This is a genomic window from Pseudomonas sp. UBA4194 (assembly GCF_002379585.1).
Classification (GTDB): domain Bacteria; phylum Pseudomonadota; class Gammaproteobacteria; order Pseudomonadales; family Pseudomonadaceae; genus Aquipseudomonas.
This window is the reverse complement of sequence record NZ_DFUE01000022.1, coordinates 54,636-74,289: the sequence shown is the minus strand read 5'-3', so window position 1 is coordinate 74,289 and position 19,654 is coordinate 54,636. Positions and strand designations below refer to the sequence as shown.

Genomic DNA, 19,654 nt, shown 5'->3' with positions numbered 1-19,654 from the left:
CGTACGCAATGCGCTGCTGACCAACGGTCAACATGGAGCAAGGACGATACCTATCGCGGCTGGCCGTGGATGCCAGACGATTCCCAATGAAAGTAGGAAATTTCTGAAAGTTCGCCCATTACGGGCGGCCGAGGCCGACGCCCTGGTGGTGCGACTCAAACCAACGGTGGCGTGGCGGTCGGCATGCAGCGCAAGGGTCGATCTCGATCACCGAGTGCTGCTGCCGCGATTGCCGTCTGAACCACGCCGCGAGGGGGCGCTCGCCCCCACCGCACCGCTCCCTAGCGCACCAGATGCAGGAACTGCATATGCCGCTCGTACTGGTCGAGGATGTCGTTGATGATCTGCTCCTTGCTGTAGCCCACCAGATCGTAGTCCTGGCTGCCTTCGGACAAGTGCACTTCGGCGCGGTAGTAGCGGCGGTTCTTCAGTTCCTGGTTGCCCATGCCGCCACGGGCGAACGACGGGGTGAAGTAGCCGCGCATCTGCACCTGATAGATGAAGGGCCGCTCTTCGCCATGGCCGATCTCGAAGGTGACGTTGTCGTGGCTGCTGTCTTCCTGCGCCACGGCATCCAGGCCTTTTTCAGCAAAGGATGCAGTCACTTCGGCGATCGCCGGGCGTACGTGGGTGTCCATGAAGCGGTACACCTCGTCTCGCGACGGGAAGCTCACTGCCTGGCTCAGGCGCTGCCGCCACCCGCCGCGGCCGGGGCGTGAATTGGCCACCGGCGCCAGCGAGTACAGCTGAGCGATCTTGCGCTGGCCTTCCATGTGAAACGCCTTGTGCAGGCCCCACATCATGGCCAGCAGGATGATCGAGAACGGCAGCGAAGTCAGCACCACTGCGGACTTCAGCGAGTCGATGCTGCCGGCGAACAGCAGCCCGCTGGTGACCAGAGCGGTCATGGCGCCCCAGAACACCCGCAGCCATTTTGGCCCGTCTTCATCCGGGTTGCCGCCACGCGCCGACAAGGTCGACAGCACCACGGTGCCGGAGTCGGCCGAGGTGACGAAGAACACGAAGCTGATGAACACGGTGACCGCGATCACCGTGCGCGCCCACGGGTAGGTCTCCAGCAGGAGGTAGAGGGTCATCGACGGATCGTCGATGGCCGACTGACCGATGGCCGTCATGCCATGGTTGATCACCTGGTCGATGGCGCTGTTGCCGAAGATCGACATCCACGCCAGGGTGAAACCCAGGGGAATCAACAGGACGCCGAAGACGAATTCACGAATGGTGCGTCCACGGGAAATGCGCGCGATGAACAGGCCCACGAACGGCGACCAGGCAATCCACCAGGCCCAGTAGAACACCGTCCAGTTGCCCAGCCAGTCGCTGGGTTTGTCATAGGCGTAGACGTCGAAGCTTTTGCTGGGCAGCGCGCCCAGGTAATCACCGATGTTCTGGATCAGGGTGGTCAGCAGGTGCTGGGTGGGGCCGGCGAACAGCACGAACAGCAGCAAGGCGCAGGCCAGCAGCATGTTGATGTCGGACATGACCCGCACGCCCTTGTCGACGCCGGACACCGCCACGAGAATGGCCGCCCCCATCATCAGGGTGATCAGAATCACCTGGATCCACTGGGTGTGGGCAACGCCGAACAGGTAGTCCAGGCCAGAGTTCAGGTGCAGCACGCCGAAGCCCATGTCGGCGCCCAGACCGAAGATGGTGGCGATGATGCCGAAGCCGTCCACGGCATAGCCGATCGGGCCGTTGATGCGCTTGCCGATCAGCGGGTACAGCGCCGAACGCAGCGCCAGCGGCAGGTTGTGTCGGTAGGCGAAGTAGGCCAACGCCATGCCGACGAAGGCAAACACGCCCCAGCCATGCAGGCCCCAGTGCAGGAACAGCAACTGCATGGCCTGGCGTGCCGCCGCCTGGGTGCCCGCCTCGCCTTGGGGCGGCTGCAGCATGTGGGTCAGCGGTTCGGATACGCAGAAAAAGAACAGCGTGATGCTGATGCCCGCAGCGAACAGCATGCCGGCCCAGGACAGGTAGCTGAACTCGGGCTCATCGTGGTCGGCACCGAGTTTGATCTTGCCGTAGCCGGACACCGCAGTGACCACCACGAACACCAGGTACAACGTCATGGCCAGCATGTAGTACCAGCCGACCGTGTTGGCAGCCCACGCCTGCGCCGACAGCAGCCACTGGCCGGCGGCTTCGGGGAAGGAGATGACGACGATACCGAAGATCAGGATGAAGCTTGCCGCGAAATAGAACACCGGCGGGTTCATGCGGACGTTGCCGCTTGGAGCAGACGAAGAAACACTCATGTCGGGTGTACTCCGCACGTTCGGCAATGGAAGAAATAGGGCGTTTTCAGCAAGGGATGGCCTCCTGTTGAACGCGAATCGCGAACCATGGTTTTAATTGAACGAGCGTTCAATTAAAACATGATTGGGGATTGATGGCTAATTGATGGGCTGAGTGGTTGGTTTGGGGGTGGATGGGTTTTGGGGGTTGGTAGTGGGTTTGGGGGGGATGGTCCCCTCACCCCGGCCCTCTCCCTGGGGGAGAGGGTGTCAAGGGCTCCCTCCCCCTACAAACCACCATCAAACCCTACTTCTGACTTCCATCATCATGCACAAGATTGGCCTGGGTCAGGTTGCTGCCCGGGGCCACGCTGCGGGTCAGCCAGACGTTGCCACCGATGGTCGAGCCCTTGCCGATGGTGATGCGTCCCAGGATGGTCGCGCCGGCGTAGATCACCACGTCGTCTTCAACGATGGGATGGCGCGGATGGCCTTTCTGCAACTGCCCGGACTCGTCGGCCGGGAAGCGTTTGGCGCCCAATGTCACGTGCTGATAGATACGCACCCGCTCGCCGATGATTGCCGTTTCACCGATGACCACGCCGGTGCCGTGGTCAATGAAGAAGCCTTGGCCGATCTGCGCGCCCGGGTGGATATCGATGCCGGTCGCCGAATGGGCCAGCTCCGAGCTGATCCGCGCCAGCAGCGGCAGCCCGGCGCGGTACAAATGGTGCGCCAGGCGATGGTGGATCACCGCCAGCACACCGGGATAGCACAGCAGCACTTCGTCCACGCTGCGCGCCGCAGGGTCGCCGTGATAGGCCGCCAGCACGTCGGTGTCGAGCAGGCGCCGCAGCTCGGGCAACGCAGTGGCGAAGGCCTGGATCAGCTCCAGTGCCTTGGCATCCACGGCGGGCAAATCGCAGTCGCCGTGGCGCGCGGCATAGCGCAGTTCCAGACGGGCCTGGGTCAGCAGCGCATTGAGCGCGGCATCCAGGGTGTGTCCGACGTAGAAATCTTCGCTCTCCTCGCGCAGGTCCACCGGGCCCAGACGCATGGGGAACAGCGCACCGCACAGCTGCTCCAGCACCTCGCTCATGGCCTCGCGCGAGGGCAGCTCGCGGCCGCCCTGCATGCCGCAGCTTCGGCCGTTCTGGCGGCGCCAGTCGGCGCGGGCTTCGTGCAACTGGCCGACGATGGACTGCAGCTGCCAATGGCCCTTGCGTGCGTGGGGGATGTCGTTCACGGTTAACTCCTGCCCTCTGGAAAACAGCGATGGACGCCGGTTGGCGCCCACCATACGGGAAAATTCGACGGACCAAAAAGAACGCTTTGTACGGCCCTTGGTGCATCTGAACATAAGCCACGAGCATATGTTCCGGGCGCAGCGATGGGGCTTGTGAGGCGGCGTGGCGGTGCCTATAGTCCTGATTCTTTCCCGTACGACGGATTACCGATGATTTCCCGACAGCTGGCCCCCTTTCCCCGCCTCGACCTGCTGGGCGCAGCCACGCCGCTGCACAAGCTCGAGCGGTTGTCGCTGTGGGCCGGCCGCGACATCTACATCAAGCGCGATGACCTCACGCCCCTGGCGCTGGGTGGCAACAAGCTGCGCAAACTCGAATACCTGGTGGCCGAGGCCCAGGCGCAAGGTGCCGACACCCTGGTCACCGCCGGCGCGATCCAGTCCAACCATGTGCGCCAGACCGCCGCCATCGCCGCCCAATTGGGCCTGCGCTGCGTGGCGTTGCTGGAAAACCCGATTGACAGCGAAGACCCCAGCTACCTGGGCAACGGCAACCGGCTGCTGCTGGAGCTGTTCGATACCCAGGTGGAGACAGTCCAGAACCTCGACAACGCCGACCAGCAGCTCCAGGCCCTGGCCACGCGGCTAAGCAACGAGGGCAGGCGCCCCTATATCGTGCCCATCGGCGGCTCGAGCCCGGTCGGCGCCTTGGGCTATGTGCGGGCCGGACTGGAACTGGGCGAGCAGATCCAGCGCAGCGGCATCGCGTTCGCCGCCGTGGTGCTCGCCTCCGGCAGTGCCGGTACCCATGCCGGTCTGGCACTGGGCCTGAGCGAAACACAGCCCCGGCTACCAGTGATCGGCGTAACCGTCTCGCGCAGCGACGAGGCGCAACGGCCCAAGGTACAAAACTTGCTTGAGCGTACTGCCCAGCGGCTGGGCGTGGACCTCCCAGCCAGTGTTCGAATCGAACTCTGGGACGAATTCTTTGCCCCACGCTACGGCGAGCCCAACGCGGGCACCCTGGCGGCAATCAAGCTGCTGGCCAGCCAGGAAGGCGTATTGCTCGACCCGGTGTACACCGGCAAGGCCATGGCCGGCCTGCTCGATGGGATCGGCCGCCAGCGCTTCGACGATGGTCCACTGATTTTCCTGCACACCGGCGGTGCCCCGGCCTTGTTCGCCTACCCAGGCGTCTGGCCACAACAACCCTGAAAACAACAGATGAAGGATCTGCCATGACGCTGTCCCTATTGCGTAAAAACTTGCTGGTTGCCGGGCTGGTCCTGGGCACTTCGTTGTTCGGTCAGGCCATGGCCGGCGAGCAACTGCAGAAGATCAAGGACGCCGGTGTGATCAATATCGGCCTGGAAGGTACCTACCCGCCCTTCAGCTTCGTCGATGAAAACGGCAAGCTCACCGGCTTCGAAGTCCAACTGTCCGAAGCCCTGGCCAAAGAGCTGGGCGTCTCGGTCAAGCTGCAACCTACGCCCTGGGCCGGCATCCTCGCAGCCCTGGAGTCCAAGCGCCTGGACATCGTGGTCAACCAGGTGACCATCTCCGACGAACGCAAGAAGAAATACGACTTCTCCGTGCCTTACACCGTGTCCGGCATCCAGGCCGTGGTGGCCACGAAGAACGCGGACACCATAAAGGTGCCTTCCGATCTGGCTGGCAAGAAAGTGGGCCTGGGCCTAGGCACCAACTATGAGCAATGGCTGAAGGAAAATGTCCCGTCTGCCGTGGTCAAGACCTATGATGACGACCCCACCAAGTATCAGGACCTGCGCGTCGGCCGCATCGACGCCATCCTGGTGGACCGCCTGGCCGCCTTCGACCTGATCGACAAGACCAACAAGACCCTGGCCCTGGCAGGTGACGCGTTTTCCCGTCAGGAAGCAGGCGTTGCCCTGCGCAAGGGTGAGCCGGAGCTGCTCAAGGCCATCAATGACGCGCTGGACAAGCTGCGCGCCGATGGCACCCTGGCCAAGTTGTCCCAGCAATGGTTCAGCGCTGACGTCACCAAATGATCGAAAGCAGTCTGCAACTGATGCTGGACTCGGCGCCCTTTCTGCTCAAGGGCGCCTACTTCACGATCATCCTCAGCCTGGGCGGAATGTTCTTCGGCTTGCTGCTGGGCTTCGGCCTGGCGCTCATGCGGTTGTCCAAGCGCCGCCTGTTGAGCTGGCCAGCCCGGGTGTACGTGTCGTTCTTCCGCGGCACGCCGCTGTTGGTGCAGCTTTTCGTGATCTACTACGGGCTGCCGCAGCTGGGCATCCAGCTGGACCCGCTGCCAGCGGCCCTGATCGGCTTTTCCCTGAACATGGCCGCCTACGCCTGTGAAATCCTGCGCGCGGCGATCGCTTCGATCGAACGCGGCCAATGGGAGGCCGCCGCCAGCATCGGCATGACCCGTGCGCAGACCCTGCGCCGGGCCATTCTGCCGCAGGCCATGCGTACCGCCTTGCCGCCGTTGGGTAACAGTTTCATTTCGCTGGTCAAGGACACTGCGCTGGCCGCCACCATTCAGGTGCCGGAGCTGTTCCGCCAGGCGCAGCTGATTACGGCACGGACCTTCGAGATCTTCACCATGTACCTGGCCGCAGCGCTGATCTACTGGGTGCTGGCCAGCATTCTTGCGCACCTGCAGAACCGTCTCGAAGCGCGGGTCAACCGCCACGACCAGGAGAGTTGAAACCATGATCGTGGTGGATAAGCTGACCAAGCAGTTCAACGGCAATACCGTGCTCGATGGCATCGACCTGGAAATCGCCACCGGTGAGGTGGTGGCGATCATCGGCCCGAGCGGTTCGGGCAAAACCACGTTCCTGCGCTGCCTGAACCTGCTGGAAACGCCAACCAGCGGGCGCATCCGCGTAGGCGACATCGAGATCGACGGGGCCAGGGTCGCGCAGCAGCAGGGGCTGATTCGCAGCCTGCGCCAGCAAGTGGGTTTCGTGTTCCAGAATTTCAATCTGTTCCCGCACCGCACAGCTCTGGAGAACGTGATCGAGGGACCGGTGGTGGTCAAGAAGATGGCCAAGGCCGAAGCGATCGACCTGGGGCGCACACTGTTGGCCAAGGTAGGCCTGGCCGGTAAGGAGGACGCTTATCCGCGGCGGCTTTCAGGCGGCCAGCAGCAGCGCGTCGCCATTGCTCGCGCGCTGGCCATGGCGCCGGAGGTGATCCTGTTCGATGAGCCGACTTCGGCGCTTGATCCGGAGTTGGTGGGGGAAGTGCTGGAGACGATCCGTGGGCTGGCTCAGGAGAAGCGCACCATGGTCATCGTCACCCACGAAATGCAGTTCGCCCGGGACGTGGCCAACCGGGTGGTGTTTTTCGACAAGGGGGTGATTGTCGAGCAGGGCGAGGCGCGGGAACTGTTTGCCCATCCGAAAGAGGAGCGGACTCGGCAGTTCCTGCGCAAGTTCCTGAGTGATCGGTGACGCTAAGGTCGCCTACTGCTTGCGGAACACATAGAACAGGTTCGGCTCACTGACCATGTACAGGTTGCCGTCGTCGTCCATCGCAATCCCCTCCGGCTGCGGCACGCTTCTGGACAGGCCCTGATAGCCGCCGCGCAACGACAGGGTGCTCAACGGCCGGCCCTTCACATCCAGCTCGACCACCAGCAGAGACTCATCCGACAACGCCAGCAGATGGCCGCTGCGCTCATCGTACTGCAGGCTCGAGAGATCGCGGACGAACAGCCCTTCGTCACGCTTGTGATCACGCATGATCTGCACATCCACGGGCTTGTCGCTCGAACCACGGGGGAAGCCCTGCACCTCGTAGATCAGCAACGGATTGCGTTCCTGAGCCACGAACAAACGCTTGCCGCGGGAATCGTAGGCCAGGCCCTCGAAGCCCTTGTTGCTGCGCCGGCCCAGGTTGAGGCTCAGTTGTTCGGCGTCGTGGGCGTCCAGCACCAGGGTGCTGTCGTCCAGCGTGATCTTGATCAGGCGCTGCTGGCCTTCGTCGGTGATCACGTAAACCCCGGCGCTGATGTACTCGACCGCCTCCGGATCGCCAAAGCCTACCAGCGGGATACGCCGCAGGATGACCCCGGCCAGGGACATTTCGATCAGCTCGGAGCGTTTGTTGGTCACGCTGAACAGCGTCTTGCGGTCCGGGTCGTAGGTCAGCGCGGAAATATTGTCGTCCAGCCCATCGATCACCCGGGCTTCGATATCCACCCGATAGCTGTCCAGGTCGAGGCTGCCAGGCTCTGGCCCGGCCAGCCAACGCTCGACATTGAACGCGGCGCGTTCCAGCAGACGAAAATAGTGAAGCGTGCCCAGGGTGGCCACCAGAACGACGGCCAGGGAGAGCAACACGAGGGGCAATGGGCGGACGAATCGACGCATCGGAAACGGCTCAGGATTTAAAGTGCCAGCATCAAACCATTAAAACCTGAAGCCACGCTTAAGTTTTTACGGAAAATCACGTAGGAAGTCCACCGCCCTGCCCATGGGACTTTTTACCACCTGCTGGGGTGGCCGCAGCCAGGACGCCGAACCACATCGTCACGCCCACCCTTCACTGCTTGCGAAACGCATAGAACAGATTCGGCTCACTGACGATGTACACCGTGCCCTGATCGTCCATGGTCACGCCCTCGGCGCGCGGAATGGTGTCCTTGAGCCCGTTCATGCCCATCAGCAGCGCCATGAAGCTGAGCTGCTTGCCGTTCTCGTCATATTCCATCAGCAGGTGTGAATCGGCGGACAGCAACAGGCGATGGCCGGTCCGCGGGTCGATGGCAATGGCCGACAGATTACGCATGTCCAGATCATCGGCGTCCAGACGTTGCTTCTCGCTGACCAGAGGTCCGTTGCCGTCGGTCTTGATCGCATACAGCGCGGGCGGTCGCTCTTCGCCCAACAACAGGCGCTGGTGCCGTGCATCCCAGGCGATGGCTTCGAAAGCCTTGTTCTGGTCCTGCGAAGGCCCGAGGTCGTACGGGGTGAAATCGGCCATGTTCAGTGTGCGGGTATCGGCCGCCAGGCTGACGATGGTCAGGTTGTGATCGCGCTCATCGACGATCGCCAGGCGCCCATCAGGTAATGCGGTCACGGCCTCGGGGTTGCTCCAGCCGTCGAGCGGGATTTTTCGCAGGACCTCGCCTTGCAAGGTCAGCTCGACGAGAAAGGGGTTCTTGCCCATCACGCTGAACAGCGTCCTGGTCACCGGGTTGTAGGTGATGTCCGATGCCTCGTCCTTTTCCATGCCAGGCAGGCGCTTGGCATCGATGACCGCGTGATAATCCGGAAGCCAGATGCTGGCCTGGCGCTCGGCCTTGTCCTGCAGCGTTTCACGCAACCACAGTTCGCCACGGTCATCCCAATGCAGTACGGCGGCGACGATATAAGCGACGACCGCGACCAGAAGGGTCCAGAAGTACCAGCGTTTATGGAGGGGGCGACGCGGTTTGAGTGCAGCGCTGATCATTCGATATTCCCTGTCGGCGAGGTTCAGGCGGGGATTATCCAAAATGGATGTCAAAAAAAAGTGAGCGGGGATCTGGGGTGATGGTCCCCTCACCCCAAGACCCGGCCTGGCGAACCCGCTCTACAACACCTGCCCTTCGAACCGACTCACCCCCGGCAACTCCAGCACCACCTCGTCGCCGGCCTGCAACGGGCCAACCCCGGCTGGCGTGCCCGTCAGGATCACATCCCCGGCCTGCAACGAGAAGCATGCCGCCATGTACTGAATCATCGGCACGATCGGGTTGAGCATCAGGCGGCTGTTACCGTCCTGGCGCAGCTCACCGTTGATGGTCAGGCGCACGGGAATGTCCGCCAGGTCCTGATAGGTGTCTCCAGACACGAACGGCGCGATGACCGCCGCGCCGTCGAACGACTTGGCGATTTCCCAGGGCAGGCCCTTGTCCTTGAGCTTGGACTGCACGTCGCGCAGCGTCAGGTCCAGTGCCGGGGCGAAGCCGGAAATGGCGTCCACCACCTCTTCGGCACTGGGCCGGGTGCTCAGCGGCTTGCCCAGCAGCACGGCAATCTCGGCCTCGTAATGCACCGAGCCGCGGTCGGTCGGGATCTTGAAACCACCCTCGAGCGGCACCACGCAGCTACCTGGCTTGATGAACAACAACGGCTCGGTCGGCACGGGGTTATCCAGTTCCTTGGCGTGCTCGGCGTAATTGCGGCCAATGCACACGACCTTGCCTACGGGGAAGTGAATGCGCGTGCCATCGATGTACTGATGCTGGTAGCTCATTGCCCAAACCTCTGCTCAGATGAACGAATCAAACGGAAAAGATCTTGCCCGGGTTCATTACCCCGTTGGGGTCGAACACGGCCTTCATGGCCTTCATGTACTCGATTTCCACCGGCGAGCGGCTGTATTCCAGGTAGTCGCGCTTGACCATGCCGACCCCATGCTCGGCGGAAATCGAGCCGTTGTATTTCTGCACGGTTTCGAACACCTGGGTGTTCACCAGGGCGCACTTGGCGAAGAATTCGTCCTTGTCCATGTCCTCGGGCTTGAGGATGTTCAGGTGCAGGTTGCCATCGCCGATATGGCCGTACCAGAGCACGTCGAAGGCCGGATAACGCTCGCTGACGATGGCATCGATTTCGCGCAGAAACGCCGGGACCTTGGAAATGGTCACGGAAATATCGTTCTTGTACGGCACCCAGTGGGAGATGGTTTCCGAGATGTACTCACGCAGCTTCCACAGGTTGCGCAGTTGCTGCTCGCTCTGGCTCATCACGCCGTCCAGCACCCAGCCCTGCTCCACACAGTGCTCGAAGGTGGCCAGGGCCGTGTTGGCGATGTCCTCGGTGGTGGCTTCGAATTCCAGCAGCGCATAGAACGGACAAGGGGTATCGAAGGGCGCGGGTACGTCACCGCGGCCCAGGACCTTGGCCAGGGACTTGTCCGAGAAAAATTCGAAGGCGGTGAGGTCCAGTTTGCTCTGGAAGGCGTGCAGCACCGGCATGATCGCGTCGAAGTCGGGGGTGCCCAGCACCATGGCAGTGAGGTTCTTCGGCGCCCGGTCCAGGCGCATGGTGGCCTCGACCACGAAGCCCAATGTGCCCTCGGCGCCGATGAACAGTTGGCGCAGGTCGTAGCCGGTAGCGTTCTTGACCAGATCCTTGTTCAGCTCCAGCAGGTCGCCCTTGCCGGTCACCACCTTCAGGCCCGCTACCCAGTTGCGGGTCATGCCATAGCGAATAACCTTGATGCCGCCGGCATTGGTGCCGATGTTGCCGCCAATCTGGCTGGAGCCGGAGGAGGCAAAGTCGACGGGGTAGTACAAGCCGTTGTCCTGGGCCAGGTTCTGCAGTTGCTGGGTGATCACGCCCGGCTGGCAGACCACGGTACGGTCGACGCCGTTGAATTCCAGCACCTGGTTCATGTAGTCGAACGACACCACCACCTCGCCGTTGGCGGCCACCGCCGCTGCCGACAGACCGGTACGGCCCCCCGACGGCACCAGCGCCACCTGACGGGTGTTGGCCCAGCGCACGATGGCCTGCACCTGCTCGATCGTCTTGGGAAAGACGATGGCGGTGGGCGCGGGGGCGTACTGTTTGGTCCAGTCCTTGCCGTAGGCATTCAGCGAATCGGCGTCGGTGAGCACTTTTCCGGGCTCGACCAGGGTCTTGAGTTCATCAATCAAGGCAGGGCTGTTCATAGACACAACTCTCGAACTGTTCATAGTCACCCTGAGAACTGTTCATGACCCAGGATGGGCTTATGGCGGGGAGGCTATGCTAGCATACGCACCCCGCCAATCGAGCCCACGGCCATTGCGCGAACGCTTCACCTCCTGCCATTTTTCTCCGGGACACAGGTTTACGCAGATGAGCAAGACTTCCCTCGACAAGAGCAAGATCAAGTTCCTTCTTCTCGAAGGCGTCCACCAATCCGCCGTGGACGTCCTCAAGGCCGCCGGCTACACCAGCATCGAGTACCACACCAAGTCTCTGCCGGAAGCCGAACTCAAGGAAAAGATCGCCGATGCCCATTTCATCGGTATTCGTTCGCGCACCCAGCTGACCGAAGAGCTGTTCGATTGCGCGAAGAAACTGGTCGCCGTCGGTTGCTTCTGCATCGGTACCAACCAGGTTGACCTGGCCGCCGCCCGCGAGCGCGGTATTGCGGTGTTCAACGCGCCCTACTCCAACACCCGCTCGGTGGCTGAACTGGTACTGGCCGAGGCCATCCTGCTGCTGCGCGGCATCCCCGAGAAAAATGCGTCCTGCCACCGCGGTGGCTGGATCAAGAGTGCCGCCAACTCCTTCGAGATCCGCGGCAAGAAGCTGGGCATCATCGGCTACGGCTCCATCGGTACCCAGCTCTCGGTACTGGCTGAAGGCCTGGGCATGCAGGTGTTCTTCTACGACACCGTCACCAAGCTGCCGCTGGGCAACGCTACCCAGGTGGGCAGCCTGACCGAACTGCTGGGCATGAGCGATATCGTCACCCTGCACGTGCCGGAAACCGCTGCGACCCAGTGGATGATCGGTGAGAAGGAAATCCGTGCCATGAAGAAGGGCGCGATCCTGATCAACGCCGCTCGCGGCACCGTGGTCGAGCTGGACGCCCTGGCCGATGCAATCAAGGACAAGCACCTGATCGGCGCTGCCATCGACGTGTTCCCGGTGGAGCCGCGCTCCAACGAAGACATCTTCGAAAGCCCGCTGCGTGGCCTGGACAATGTCATCCTGACGCCGCACATCGGTGGTTCCACTGCCGAAGCCCAGGCCAACATCGGCCTGGAAGTGGCCGAGAAGCTGGTCAAGTACAGCGACAACGGTACCTCGGTGTCGTCGGTCAACTTCCCTGAAGTGGCCCTGCCGGCGCACCCGGGCAAGCACCGCCTGCTGCACATCCACGAAAACGTGCCTGGCGTGATGATGGAGATCAACAAGGTCTTCGCCGAGAACGGTATCAACATTTCCGGCCAGTTCCTGCAGACCAACGAGAAAGTGGGTTACGTGGTGATCGACGTCGACGCCGAGTACTCGGACCTGGCGCAAGAGAAGCTGCAGAAAGTCAACGGCACCATCCGTTGCCGCGTGTTGTTCTGATCGCGAGGTGATTGGGGGGGCTTGAAGGGGGTGTTTGACTGGGGGGGGTGACGCGGCTTACGCCGCTGCTACAGGCCCCACCCTTTAAAAGGGCTCGTTGCCGCGTCGACGAAACCAGCCTGTCAGCGACAGCCGATTGCGCTGTGCAGGCATCACCTCATGGGGCACTTCGCCCGACAGAAACACCACCAGCGAACCGCCGATCGGCTGCACATCGTGCTCGCGCTCGCCGGCCAGATACATCCGTAGCTGCCCACCATCCCCAGCGGTCCAATCGGCGTCGTTCAAGTAGAGAACGGCCGAGACCATGCGCCGGTCGTCATCGCGAAACCGGTCGAGATGGCGCACATAGACGCTGCCGGGTGGATACAGCGCAAAATGGCATTCGAAGTCTTCCAGTCCCAGGAACAACCCGCGGTTCAGGGCCTCGCGCAGGCTATCCATGATCCCCAGCCAGGCGTCGCAGGCGGCGCTTTCGCTCGGCTCGATCCACTGGATGTGGTCGCCGCGAATACCCTCGCGAATCTCCTGGGCCGGCCCGCGCCCGACGGCCGCCGGCGCCAGCTCACCCTGGGCATAACGTCGACGGCACTCGGCCGCCAGTTCAAGGGTCAGACCTTGTGGCACGAAGACGTCCTGGTGCGACCAGCCCTGCTCGGCCAGGTCGTCGACGATACGTAACAGCAGCGGATGATCAGAGGGTATGTGCATGCCCGGCATAGTATCCATACGCTCGCAAAACCGACAGAGCCTTGCAGCAGGTGCACTGTATCAATGCATTTGCCGTGCATTGGCAGCGCCATATCTCGACAAAGCCGACCATTGCCACGGACAATGGCGACCTGCCGACAGGAGTCCCTATGCGCCGCGTGCTTGTTTTGTTGATGATGTTCTGTGTGACGCCCGCCTGGGCCGACGGCCACGACCAGCTGTACAAGGCCGCCGGCTGGCCGGAACAGCGCGCGCACTTCAGTGACGCCCTCAAGGCCGCCCAGCAGCGCTACCAGAACAGTCTGCCGCCGGCGGTGTTCCAGGCCCTGGTGAGCAACAGCAATCAGCGTTTCGCCGCCCAGGCTATGGATCAGCGCGCCGAAGCGACCCTGCGTCAAAGCCTGGCCAATCCCAAGCCCGCCCTGGGCTTTTTCGAGTCGCCCCTTGGCCGCAAGATCGTCGCCGCCGAACTGCTGGCGACCCGCAGTGATCAGTTGGCGAAAAATGCCCAGGGCCTGCCCAAGATGCAGGTCGAGTCCACCCGTGCCCTGTTGATCGGTCACCTGGCCCAGGCATTGCCTGCCCGTGAGGCAGGTGCCGAGGTCAGCCTGGCGATCGCCGGCGTGGCGGCTGACAGTCTGAGTTCGATGATTCCCGGCCTGCTCGGCGGTGGACAGGCCGCCGGCTTGCTGGATGGCCAGCGCGAGCGGCTGCAGCAGCAGATCGGGATCGATCTGAACAACACGCTGTTGTATGTGTACCGTGACCTGTCCGATCCGGAGCTGGAAGAGTTCGTCAGCTTTGCCGAGTCGGCGCAGGGCAAGGCGTATTACCAGGCTGCGCTGGCGGCGGTGCGGGCAGCGTTGGCGGTGGGTAAGGCTGGGGGGTGATGTTGCGCGGGCGGGCCTCTTCGCGGCTATGAAGCCGCTCCTACGGGTGTATCGCGCGCCCCTGTAGGCGCGGCGTCAAAGCCGCGAAGGCCGTCCCCATCAAAGATGCTGCGCAAAAAAGCCGAAACACCGGCCTCTGATTTCCGGCAGTTCATTGACCAGATGATGCCGCGCCGCTGGCACCTGCAACACCTGCACCCTGTCGAACTTTTGCCGCAGCACTTGCAGGTTGTACCGCCAGTCCACGGTCATATCATCTTCCCCCTGCACGATCAGCACCGGGCGACCACTGCGTGGCGCAGCCTCGATCCGCCGAACCCACTGCACCAGCGCGCCGACCCAGGCCGTGGGCAGGCGTCGGGGTTGCAAGGGATCGGCTTGCAGGAACGGCATGAACGTCGGGTCGTTGGTGTTCTCGCTGAAACGCCGGGCGATGCCGTTGACGAAGGGCTTGAGCAGCCGATAGCTAAGCTTGGACCAGCCCCAGGCCCGTGGCCGCACCAGGGGTGCCATGAGCATCACCTGGCCCTGGGCAGGCGACTGCGCGCCGCCATGCAACAGGTGATCGACGATGATTGCGCCGCCGGTGCTTTGACCGAGCAGGTGCCATGGCTGTGGCAGGGCAAGGCTTTGCGCCTCTGCAAACAGCCCGGCGAGTACGGCTTGATAGTCGGCGAAATCGTGAATGGTGGCGCGCTCGCCGCTGGACAGGCCATGACCTGGCAGGTCACAGGCGATCACCGCAAAGCCTTGGGCCAGGGCCCATTGCACGGCGTGTCGGTAGAGACCCATGTGATCGTAGAAGCCGTGCAGCATGAACAGCGTGGCGACTGGGTTCGACGGTATCCATACCTGCGCGACGATCTCGAAGCCGGCGGCGTCGAAGCGGCCGAGCCAGCTGTGTGCGGGCAGGTCGAGCTGGTAGAAGTGCCGGTAGGCGTGGGCTTCACTGGACAGCGATTGACGTGCCGCCAGCGGCAGCAGAGTGTTGCGCAGGGTGTCGGGGTGAAACGTGGGTGGCATGGGCGCGTGGTTCCAAGGCAGAAAATTGCAGTGGCAGGGCAGGCCTCTCGCGGGCAGAGCCCGCTCCTACAGGGAAGCGGCGTTGCAGCCGGATATTGCACTGGCTGCAGGGCCTCTCGCGGGCAGAGCCCGCTCCTACAGGGATCTTAGGGGCACACTGTCCGGGGTGAACAACACGATCCTTGTGGGAGCGGGTTCTACCCGCGATGGGGCCCGCAAGGTCGCTGCAAAAGCAACGACCTCCCCCCATCAGACCGACGCCGCCGGCCGCGGCGAGGTCGGCTGCTGCCACGACTGGGCCGCACTCTCCTCGATGGCCTGCTGGATCGCCTTGCGCCGACGCTCTTCAGCCTGGCGCCCGAAATACCAAACCAAAAACGTGGCCAACGACACCGCCAGCAGAATCAGACTCGCCACCGCATTGATCTCCGGCTTCACACCCAGGCGCACGGCCGAAAACACCTCCATCGGCAAGGTGGTAGAGCCCGGTCCGGACACGAAGCTGGCCAGCACCAGGTCATCCAGCGACAAGGCGAACGACATCATCCCGCCCGCCGCCAACGATGGCGCGATCATCGGGATGGTGATCAGGAAGAACACCTTCCACGGCCGCGCTCCCAGGTCCATGGCCGCCTCTTCGATCGACAGATCCAGCTCGCGCAGGCGCGCCGACACCACCACCGCCACATACGAGGCGCAGAAGGTGGTATGGGCGATCCAGATAGTGGCGATGCCGCGCTCCTGGGGCCAGCCGATCAACTGCGCCATGGCCACGAACAGCAGCAACAGCGACAGACCGGTAATCACCTCAGGCATCACCAGCGGCGCTGTCACCAGACCGCCAAACAGCGTGCGGCCGCGAAAGCGGCTGATACGAGTGAGCACGAACGCCGCCATGGTACCCAGCGCCACCGCCGCCACCGCCGTGTAGCAGGCGATCTCCAGCGAGCGCATCACGGCACCCATCAATTGATCGTTGTCCAGCAGACCGACGTACCACTGCACCGACCAGCCCGCCCACACCGTGACCAGCCGCGAGGCGTTGAACGAGTAGATCACCAGAATGATCATCGGCACGTAGATGAACACCAGGCCCAGCACCAGGATCAGGTTGGAGAAACCGAAACGTTTCATGCCTTGCCCTCCAGCTCTTTGGCCTGGCTGCGGTTGAACAGCACAATGGGCACGATAAGGATCGCCAACATCAATACGGCCAAGGCGGACGCCACCGGCCAATCACGGTTATTGAAGAATTCCTGCCACAGCACGCGACCGATCATCAGCGTCTCGGGGCCGCCCAGCAGCTCGGGGATGACGAACTCCCCCACCACCGGAATGAACACCAGCATGCAGCCGGCGATGATGCCGTTCCTGGACAGCGGCACGGTGATCTTCCAGAAGCTGTTGAAGGTACTCGAGCCCAGATCGGACGCTGCCTCCAGCAAGCTGTTGTCGTGTTTGACCAGGTTGGCGAACAACGGCAGGATCATGAACGGCAGGTACGCATACACCACACCGATGTACACCGCGATGTTGGTGTTGAGAATGTGCAGCGGCTGATCGATCACCCCCAGCCACAACAGGAAGGCATTGAGCAGGCCGTTGTTGCTCAGGATGCCCATCCAGGCATAGACGCGGATCAGGATGGCCGTCCAGGTCGGCATCATGATCAGCAGCAGCAACACCGTTTGCAGGTCCTTGCGCGCCTTGCTGATGGCGTAGGCCATCGGATAGCCAACCAACAGGCAGATCAGAGTGCTGAAAAAGGCGATCTTCAGCGAACCCAGGTAAGCCGAGATGTACAGGCTGTCTTCAGTGAGCAGCGAGTAGTTGGCCAGGTTGAGGATCAACTCGAACTTCTGTTCGGCGTAGGTCCAGATCTCGGTGTACGGCGGAATGGCCACGTCGGCTTCGGCGAAGCTGATCTTCAGGACGATGAAGAACGGCAGCATGAAGAACAGGAACAGCCACACGAACGGCACGCCGATGACCATCTGCCGACCGTTGGGAATGATCCGGTCGAGCCTGCGTTTGAGCTTGCGCTTGAATTTGCTCTGGGTCATGAGCGCAGTACCACGCCGCTGTCATCCTCCCACCAGACGAACACTTCATCGTCCCAGGTCGGCCTGGCGCCACGGCGTTCGGCGTTGGCCACGAAGGACTGCACCAGCTTGCCGCTGGGCAACTGCACGTGGAACACCGAATGCCCGCCCAGGTAAGCGATGTCGTGGACCTTGCCGCGCGACCAGTTGTGCTCGGTGGTCGGCTGCTCGGTGGTCACCAGCAGCTTCTCCGGGCGTATGGCGTAGGTGACGTTTTTGTCTTCGGCGGCAGTACTGACACCGTGGCCGACGTAGATGCTGCGCTCAAGCTCCGGGCTGCTGATCAGCGCGTAGCCTTCCATGTCCTCGACCACCTGGCCTTCGAACAGGTTGACGTTGCCGATGAACTCGCACACCAGGCGGCTGGTGGGCGTCTCGTAGATATCGATAGGGCTACCGATCTGGGCGATCCAGCCCAGGTGCATGATGGCGATGCGCTGGGCCATGGTCATGGCCTCTTCCTGGTCGTGGGTCACCATCACGCAGGTCACGCCGACGCGCTCGATGATTTCCACCAGCTCGAGCTGCATCTGCGAGCGCAGCTTCTTGTCCAGCGCCCCCATGGGTTCGTCGAGCAGCAGCAGCTTGGGCTTCTTGGCCAGCGAACGGGCCAGGGCCACACGCTGGCGCTGACCACCGGACAGTTGATGCGGCTTGCGCTTGCCGTACTGGGTCATCTGCACCAGCTTGAGCATCTCGGCCACGCGGGCATCGATTTCCGCCGCGGGCAGCTTGTCCTGCTTGAGGCCGAAGGCGATGTTCTGCGCCACCGTCATGTGTGGGAACAGCGCGTAGGACTGGAACATCATGTTGATCGGCCGCTCGTAGGGCGGCATGTGGGTGATGTCCTGGCCATCGAGGAAGATGCGCCCCTCGGTGGGCCGCTCGAACCCCGCCAGCATGCGCAGCAGGGTCGACTTGCCGGAACCCGAACCGCCCAGCAGCGCAAAGATCTCGCCTTGGTTGATCTCCAGCGACACGTCATCGACGGCCACGGTTTCGTCGAATTTCTTCGTCACCTTCTCGATCTTGACCAGCACCTTCTTCGGTTGCTGACCGCCTTCAAGGACTTTTTTGTAGGCGCTGGAGGCAACAGCCATTCACGAGACTCCCAAAATTGAGCGAGCGGCCCTGTATAGGCACGCCCTGAGTATTTATTTGCCCGACTTGACCTGAGTCCAGCTGCGGGTCATCAAGCGTTGCACCTTGGGTGGCAATTCAACGTTGACGTAAAGCTTGTCCTGTACGGCCTGGGACGGGTAAACCGCCTCGTCGTTGCGCACGTCCTGATCCATCAGCTCGCCGGCCTTGGGATTGGGGTTGGCGTAGCCGACGTAGTCGCTGACCTTGGCGATCACCTCGGGTTTCAACAGATAGTTGATGAAGGCCAGGCCCTGCTTGGGGTTCGGCGCATCGGCGGGAATCGCCAGCATGTCGAACCACAGGTTGCCGCCCTCCTTGGGAATCACGTACTGGATGTTGACGCCCTTGCCGGCTTCTTCGGCACGGGTCTTGGCCTGGAATACGTCGCCCGAATACCCCACGGCTACGCAGATATCGCCCGTGGACAGGTCGGAGATGTACTTGGACGAGTGGAAGTACGTGACGTACGGGCGCACCTTGAGCAGCTTGGCTTCGGCTTGCTTGTACAGTTTCTCGTCGGTGGTGTTGGGGTCCAGGCCCATGTAGTTGAGCACCGCGGGGAACATCTCGTCCGGGGAGTCGAGGAACGCGACGCCGCATTTGGAGAGCTTCTTGATGTTCTCGGGCTCGAAGACCATGGCCCAGGAATCGATCTTGTCGACCCCCAGCACGGCCTTGATCTTGTCGACGTTGTAACCGATGCCGTTGGTGCCCCACAGGTAGGGCACGGCATACAGGTTGCCAGGGTCGTTCTTTTCCAGGCGCTTGAGCAGCACCGGGTCGAGATTCGAATAATTGGGCAGCTGCGACTTGTCCAGTTTCTGGAAAGCCCCCGCCTTGATCTGTTTGCCCAGGAAGTGGTTGGACGGCACCACCACGTCATAGCCGGTGTGACCGGCTAGCAACTTGCCTTCCAGGGTTTCGTTGGAGTCGAACACGTCGTACACCGGCTTGATGCCGGTGCTGCTCTCGAAATCCGCCAGGGTACTTTCGCCGATGTAGTCGGACCAGTTGTAGATATGCACGGTGTCGGCGGCCTGTGCGTTGAGGGCCAAGGTCAGACCTGCACCGATCAACATGGCCTTGCGAAACAAAGAATCAGACACGTGAATATCCTCTCAAGAGCTTGTTTTATATGATAAAACCGGCGCGCAACTTACCGTTCATGTCCTTGCGCCGCAATGATTGATTCCAATGCCGCCACCGAAGCCGTGGGCGC

General features: G+C 62.3%; 18 protein-coding genes. 6 read left to right on the top strand and 12 right to left on the bottom strand.

Going from position 1 to position 19,654, the window contains the following annotated elements; all coding sequences use genetic code 11:
- Positions 1-281: 281 nt before the first annotated feature.
- Both betT and epsC read right to left on the bottom strand, forming a co-directional pair.
- Entirely contained in the window at positions 282-2,243 is a 1,962-nt protein-coding gene (betT, locus tag B3397_RS06490; protein ID WP_296248359.1) for a choline transporter BetT, read from the bottom strand.
- A 325-nt stretch (positions 2,244-2,568) separates the two neighbouring features.
- Positions 2,569-3,498, bottom strand: coding sequence for a serine O-acetyltransferase EpsC (epsC, locus tag B3397_RS06485; RefSeq protein WP_414704354.1), 930 nt, complete (start codon positions 3,496-3,498; stop codon positions 2,569-2,571).
- A 219-nt stretch (positions 3,499-3,717) separates the two neighbouring features.
- Here epsC and B3397_RS06480 point away from each other — a divergent pair, with 219 nt between their 5' ends.
- Genes B3397_RS06480 through tcyN form a run of 4 tightly spaced genes read left to right on the top strand, consistent with a single transcriptional unit; the run spans position 3,718 to position 6,953 of the window.
- Positions 3,718-4,722, top strand: a complete 1,005-nt coding sequence (locus tag B3397_RS06480; protein WP_296248330.1) for a D-cysteine desulfhydrase — start codon at positions 3,718-3,720, stop codon at positions 4,720-4,722.
- 23 nt (positions 4,723-4,745) lie between these two features.
- The gene (gene tcyJ / locus B3397_RS06475) at positions 4,746-5,537 is read left to right on the top strand and encodes a cystine ABC transporter substrate-binding protein (RefSeq protein ID WP_296248328.1); all 792 of its coding nucleotides are present in this window, start codon (positions 4,746-4,748) and stop codon (positions 5,535-5,537) included.
- Positions 5,537-6,202, top strand: a complete 666-nt coding sequence (tcyL, locus tag B3397_RS06470) for a cystine ABC transporter permease (RefSeq protein WP_296248357.1) — start codon at positions 5,537-5,539, stop codon at positions 6,200-6,202. Before tcyJ ends, tcyL begins: the two co-directional genes overlap by 1 nt.
- A gap of 4 nt (positions 6,203-6,206) precedes the next feature.
- The gene (gene tcyN / locus B3397_RS06465; protein WP_296248325.1) at positions 6,207-6,953 is read left to right on the top strand and encodes an L-cystine ABC transporter ATP-binding protein TcyN; all 747 of its coding nucleotides are present in this window, start codon (positions 6,207-6,209) and stop codon (positions 6,951-6,953) included.
- Positions 6,954-6,965: 12 nt separating this feature from the next.
- On the opposite strand, the gene B3397_RS06460 is transcribed toward tcyN, so the two are convergent.
- The 4 genes from B3397_RS06460 to B3397_RS06445 all read right to left on the bottom strand — a co-directional run bounded on the left by B3397_RS06460 (position 6,966) and on the right by B3397_RS06445 (position 11,167).
- A complete protein-coding gene (locus B3397_RS06460; RefSeq protein ID WP_296248324.1) occupies positions 6,966-7,874 on the bottom strand; it encodes an SdiA-regulated domain-containing protein in 909 nt (302 codons plus the stop codon).
- Positions 7,875-8,046: 172 nt separating this feature from the next.
- The gene (locus tag B3397_RS06455) at positions 8,047-8,958 is read right to left on the bottom strand and encodes an SdiA-regulated domain-containing protein (protein WP_296248322.1); all 912 of its coding nucleotides are present in this window, start codon (positions 8,956-8,958) and stop codon (positions 8,047-8,049) included.
- A gap of 120 nt (positions 8,959-9,078) precedes the next feature.
- Positions 9,079-9,744 carry a fumarylacetoacetate hydrolase family protein gene (locus B3397_RS06450; protein WP_296248321.1) on the bottom strand — a complete coding sequence of 222 codons (666 nt, stop codon included), beginning with the start codon at positions 9,742-9,744 and terminating at the stop codon, positions 9,079-9,081.
- 28 nt (positions 9,745-9,772) lie between these two features.
- Positions 9,773-11,167, bottom strand: a complete 1,395-nt coding sequence (locus B3397_RS06445; protein WP_296248320.1) for an FAD-binding oxidoreductase — start codon at positions 11,165-11,167, stop codon at positions 9,773-9,775.
- A gap of 169 nt (positions 11,168-11,336) precedes the next feature.
- On the opposite strand from B3397_RS06445, the gene serA reads away from it, so the two are divergent.
- Positions 11,337-12,566 (top strand): phosphoglycerate dehydrogenase, encoded by a 1,230-nt coding sequence (gene serA, locus B3397_RS06440; RefSeq protein ID WP_296248318.1) that lies wholly within the window; start codon positions 11,337-11,339, stop codon positions 12,564-12,566.
- Positions 12,567-12,650: 84 nt separating this feature from the next.
- Here serA and B3397_RS06435 read toward each other — a convergent pair whose 3' ends face one another.
- Positions 12,651-13,286 (bottom strand): 2OG-Fe(II) oxygenase, encoded by a 636-nt coding sequence (locus B3397_RS06435; RefSeq protein WP_296248355.1) that lies wholly within the window; start codon positions 13,284-13,286, stop codon positions 12,651-12,653.
- Between the two features lie 140 nt (positions 13,287-13,426).
- Between B3397_RS06435 and B3397_RS06430 the strand changes: the two genes are divergently transcribed.
- Complete coding sequence (locus B3397_RS06430; protein WP_296248316.1) at positions 13,427-14,167, top strand: DUF2059 domain-containing protein; 741 nt, start codon at positions 13,427-13,429, stop codon at positions 14,165-14,167.
- A 99-nt stretch (positions 14,168-14,266) separates the two neighbouring features.
- Here the strand turns inward: B3397_RS06430 and B3397_RS06425 are convergent, their stop codons facing one another.
- The 5 genes from B3397_RS06425 to B3397_RS06405 form a co-directional block, all read right to left on the bottom strand.
- Entirely contained in the window at positions 14,267-15,190 is a 924-nt protein-coding gene (locus B3397_RS06425) for an alpha/beta hydrolase (protein WP_296248315.1), read from the bottom strand.
- 249 nt (positions 15,191-15,439) lie between these two features.
- Entirely contained in the window at positions 15,440-16,324 is an 885-nt protein-coding gene (locus tag B3397_RS06420) for an ABC transporter permease subunit (RefSeq protein WP_296248313.1), read from the bottom strand.
- Positions 16,321-17,202, bottom strand: a complete 882-nt coding sequence (locus B3397_RS06415) for an ABC transporter permease subunit (protein ID WP_296248352.1) — start codon at positions 17,200-17,202, stop codon at positions 16,321-16,323. Before B3397_RS06415 ends, B3397_RS06420 begins: the two co-directional genes overlap by 4 nt.
- Before the next feature lie 47 nt (positions 17,203-17,249).
- Positions 17,250-18,392 (bottom strand): polyamine ABC transporter ATP-binding protein, encoded by a 1,143-nt coding sequence (gene potA, locus B3397_RS06410; RefSeq protein ID WP_296248311.1) that lies wholly within the window; start codon positions 18,390-18,392, stop codon positions 17,250-17,252.
- A 54-nt stretch (positions 18,393-18,446) separates the two neighbouring features.
- Positions 18,447-19,541: a polyamine ABC transporter substrate-binding protein gene (locus B3397_RS06405; protein WP_296248310.1), complete on the bottom strand. Its 1,095-nt coding sequence runs from the start codon at positions 19,539-19,541 to the stop codon at positions 18,447-18,449.
- Positions 19,542-19,654: the final 113 nt, after the last annotated feature.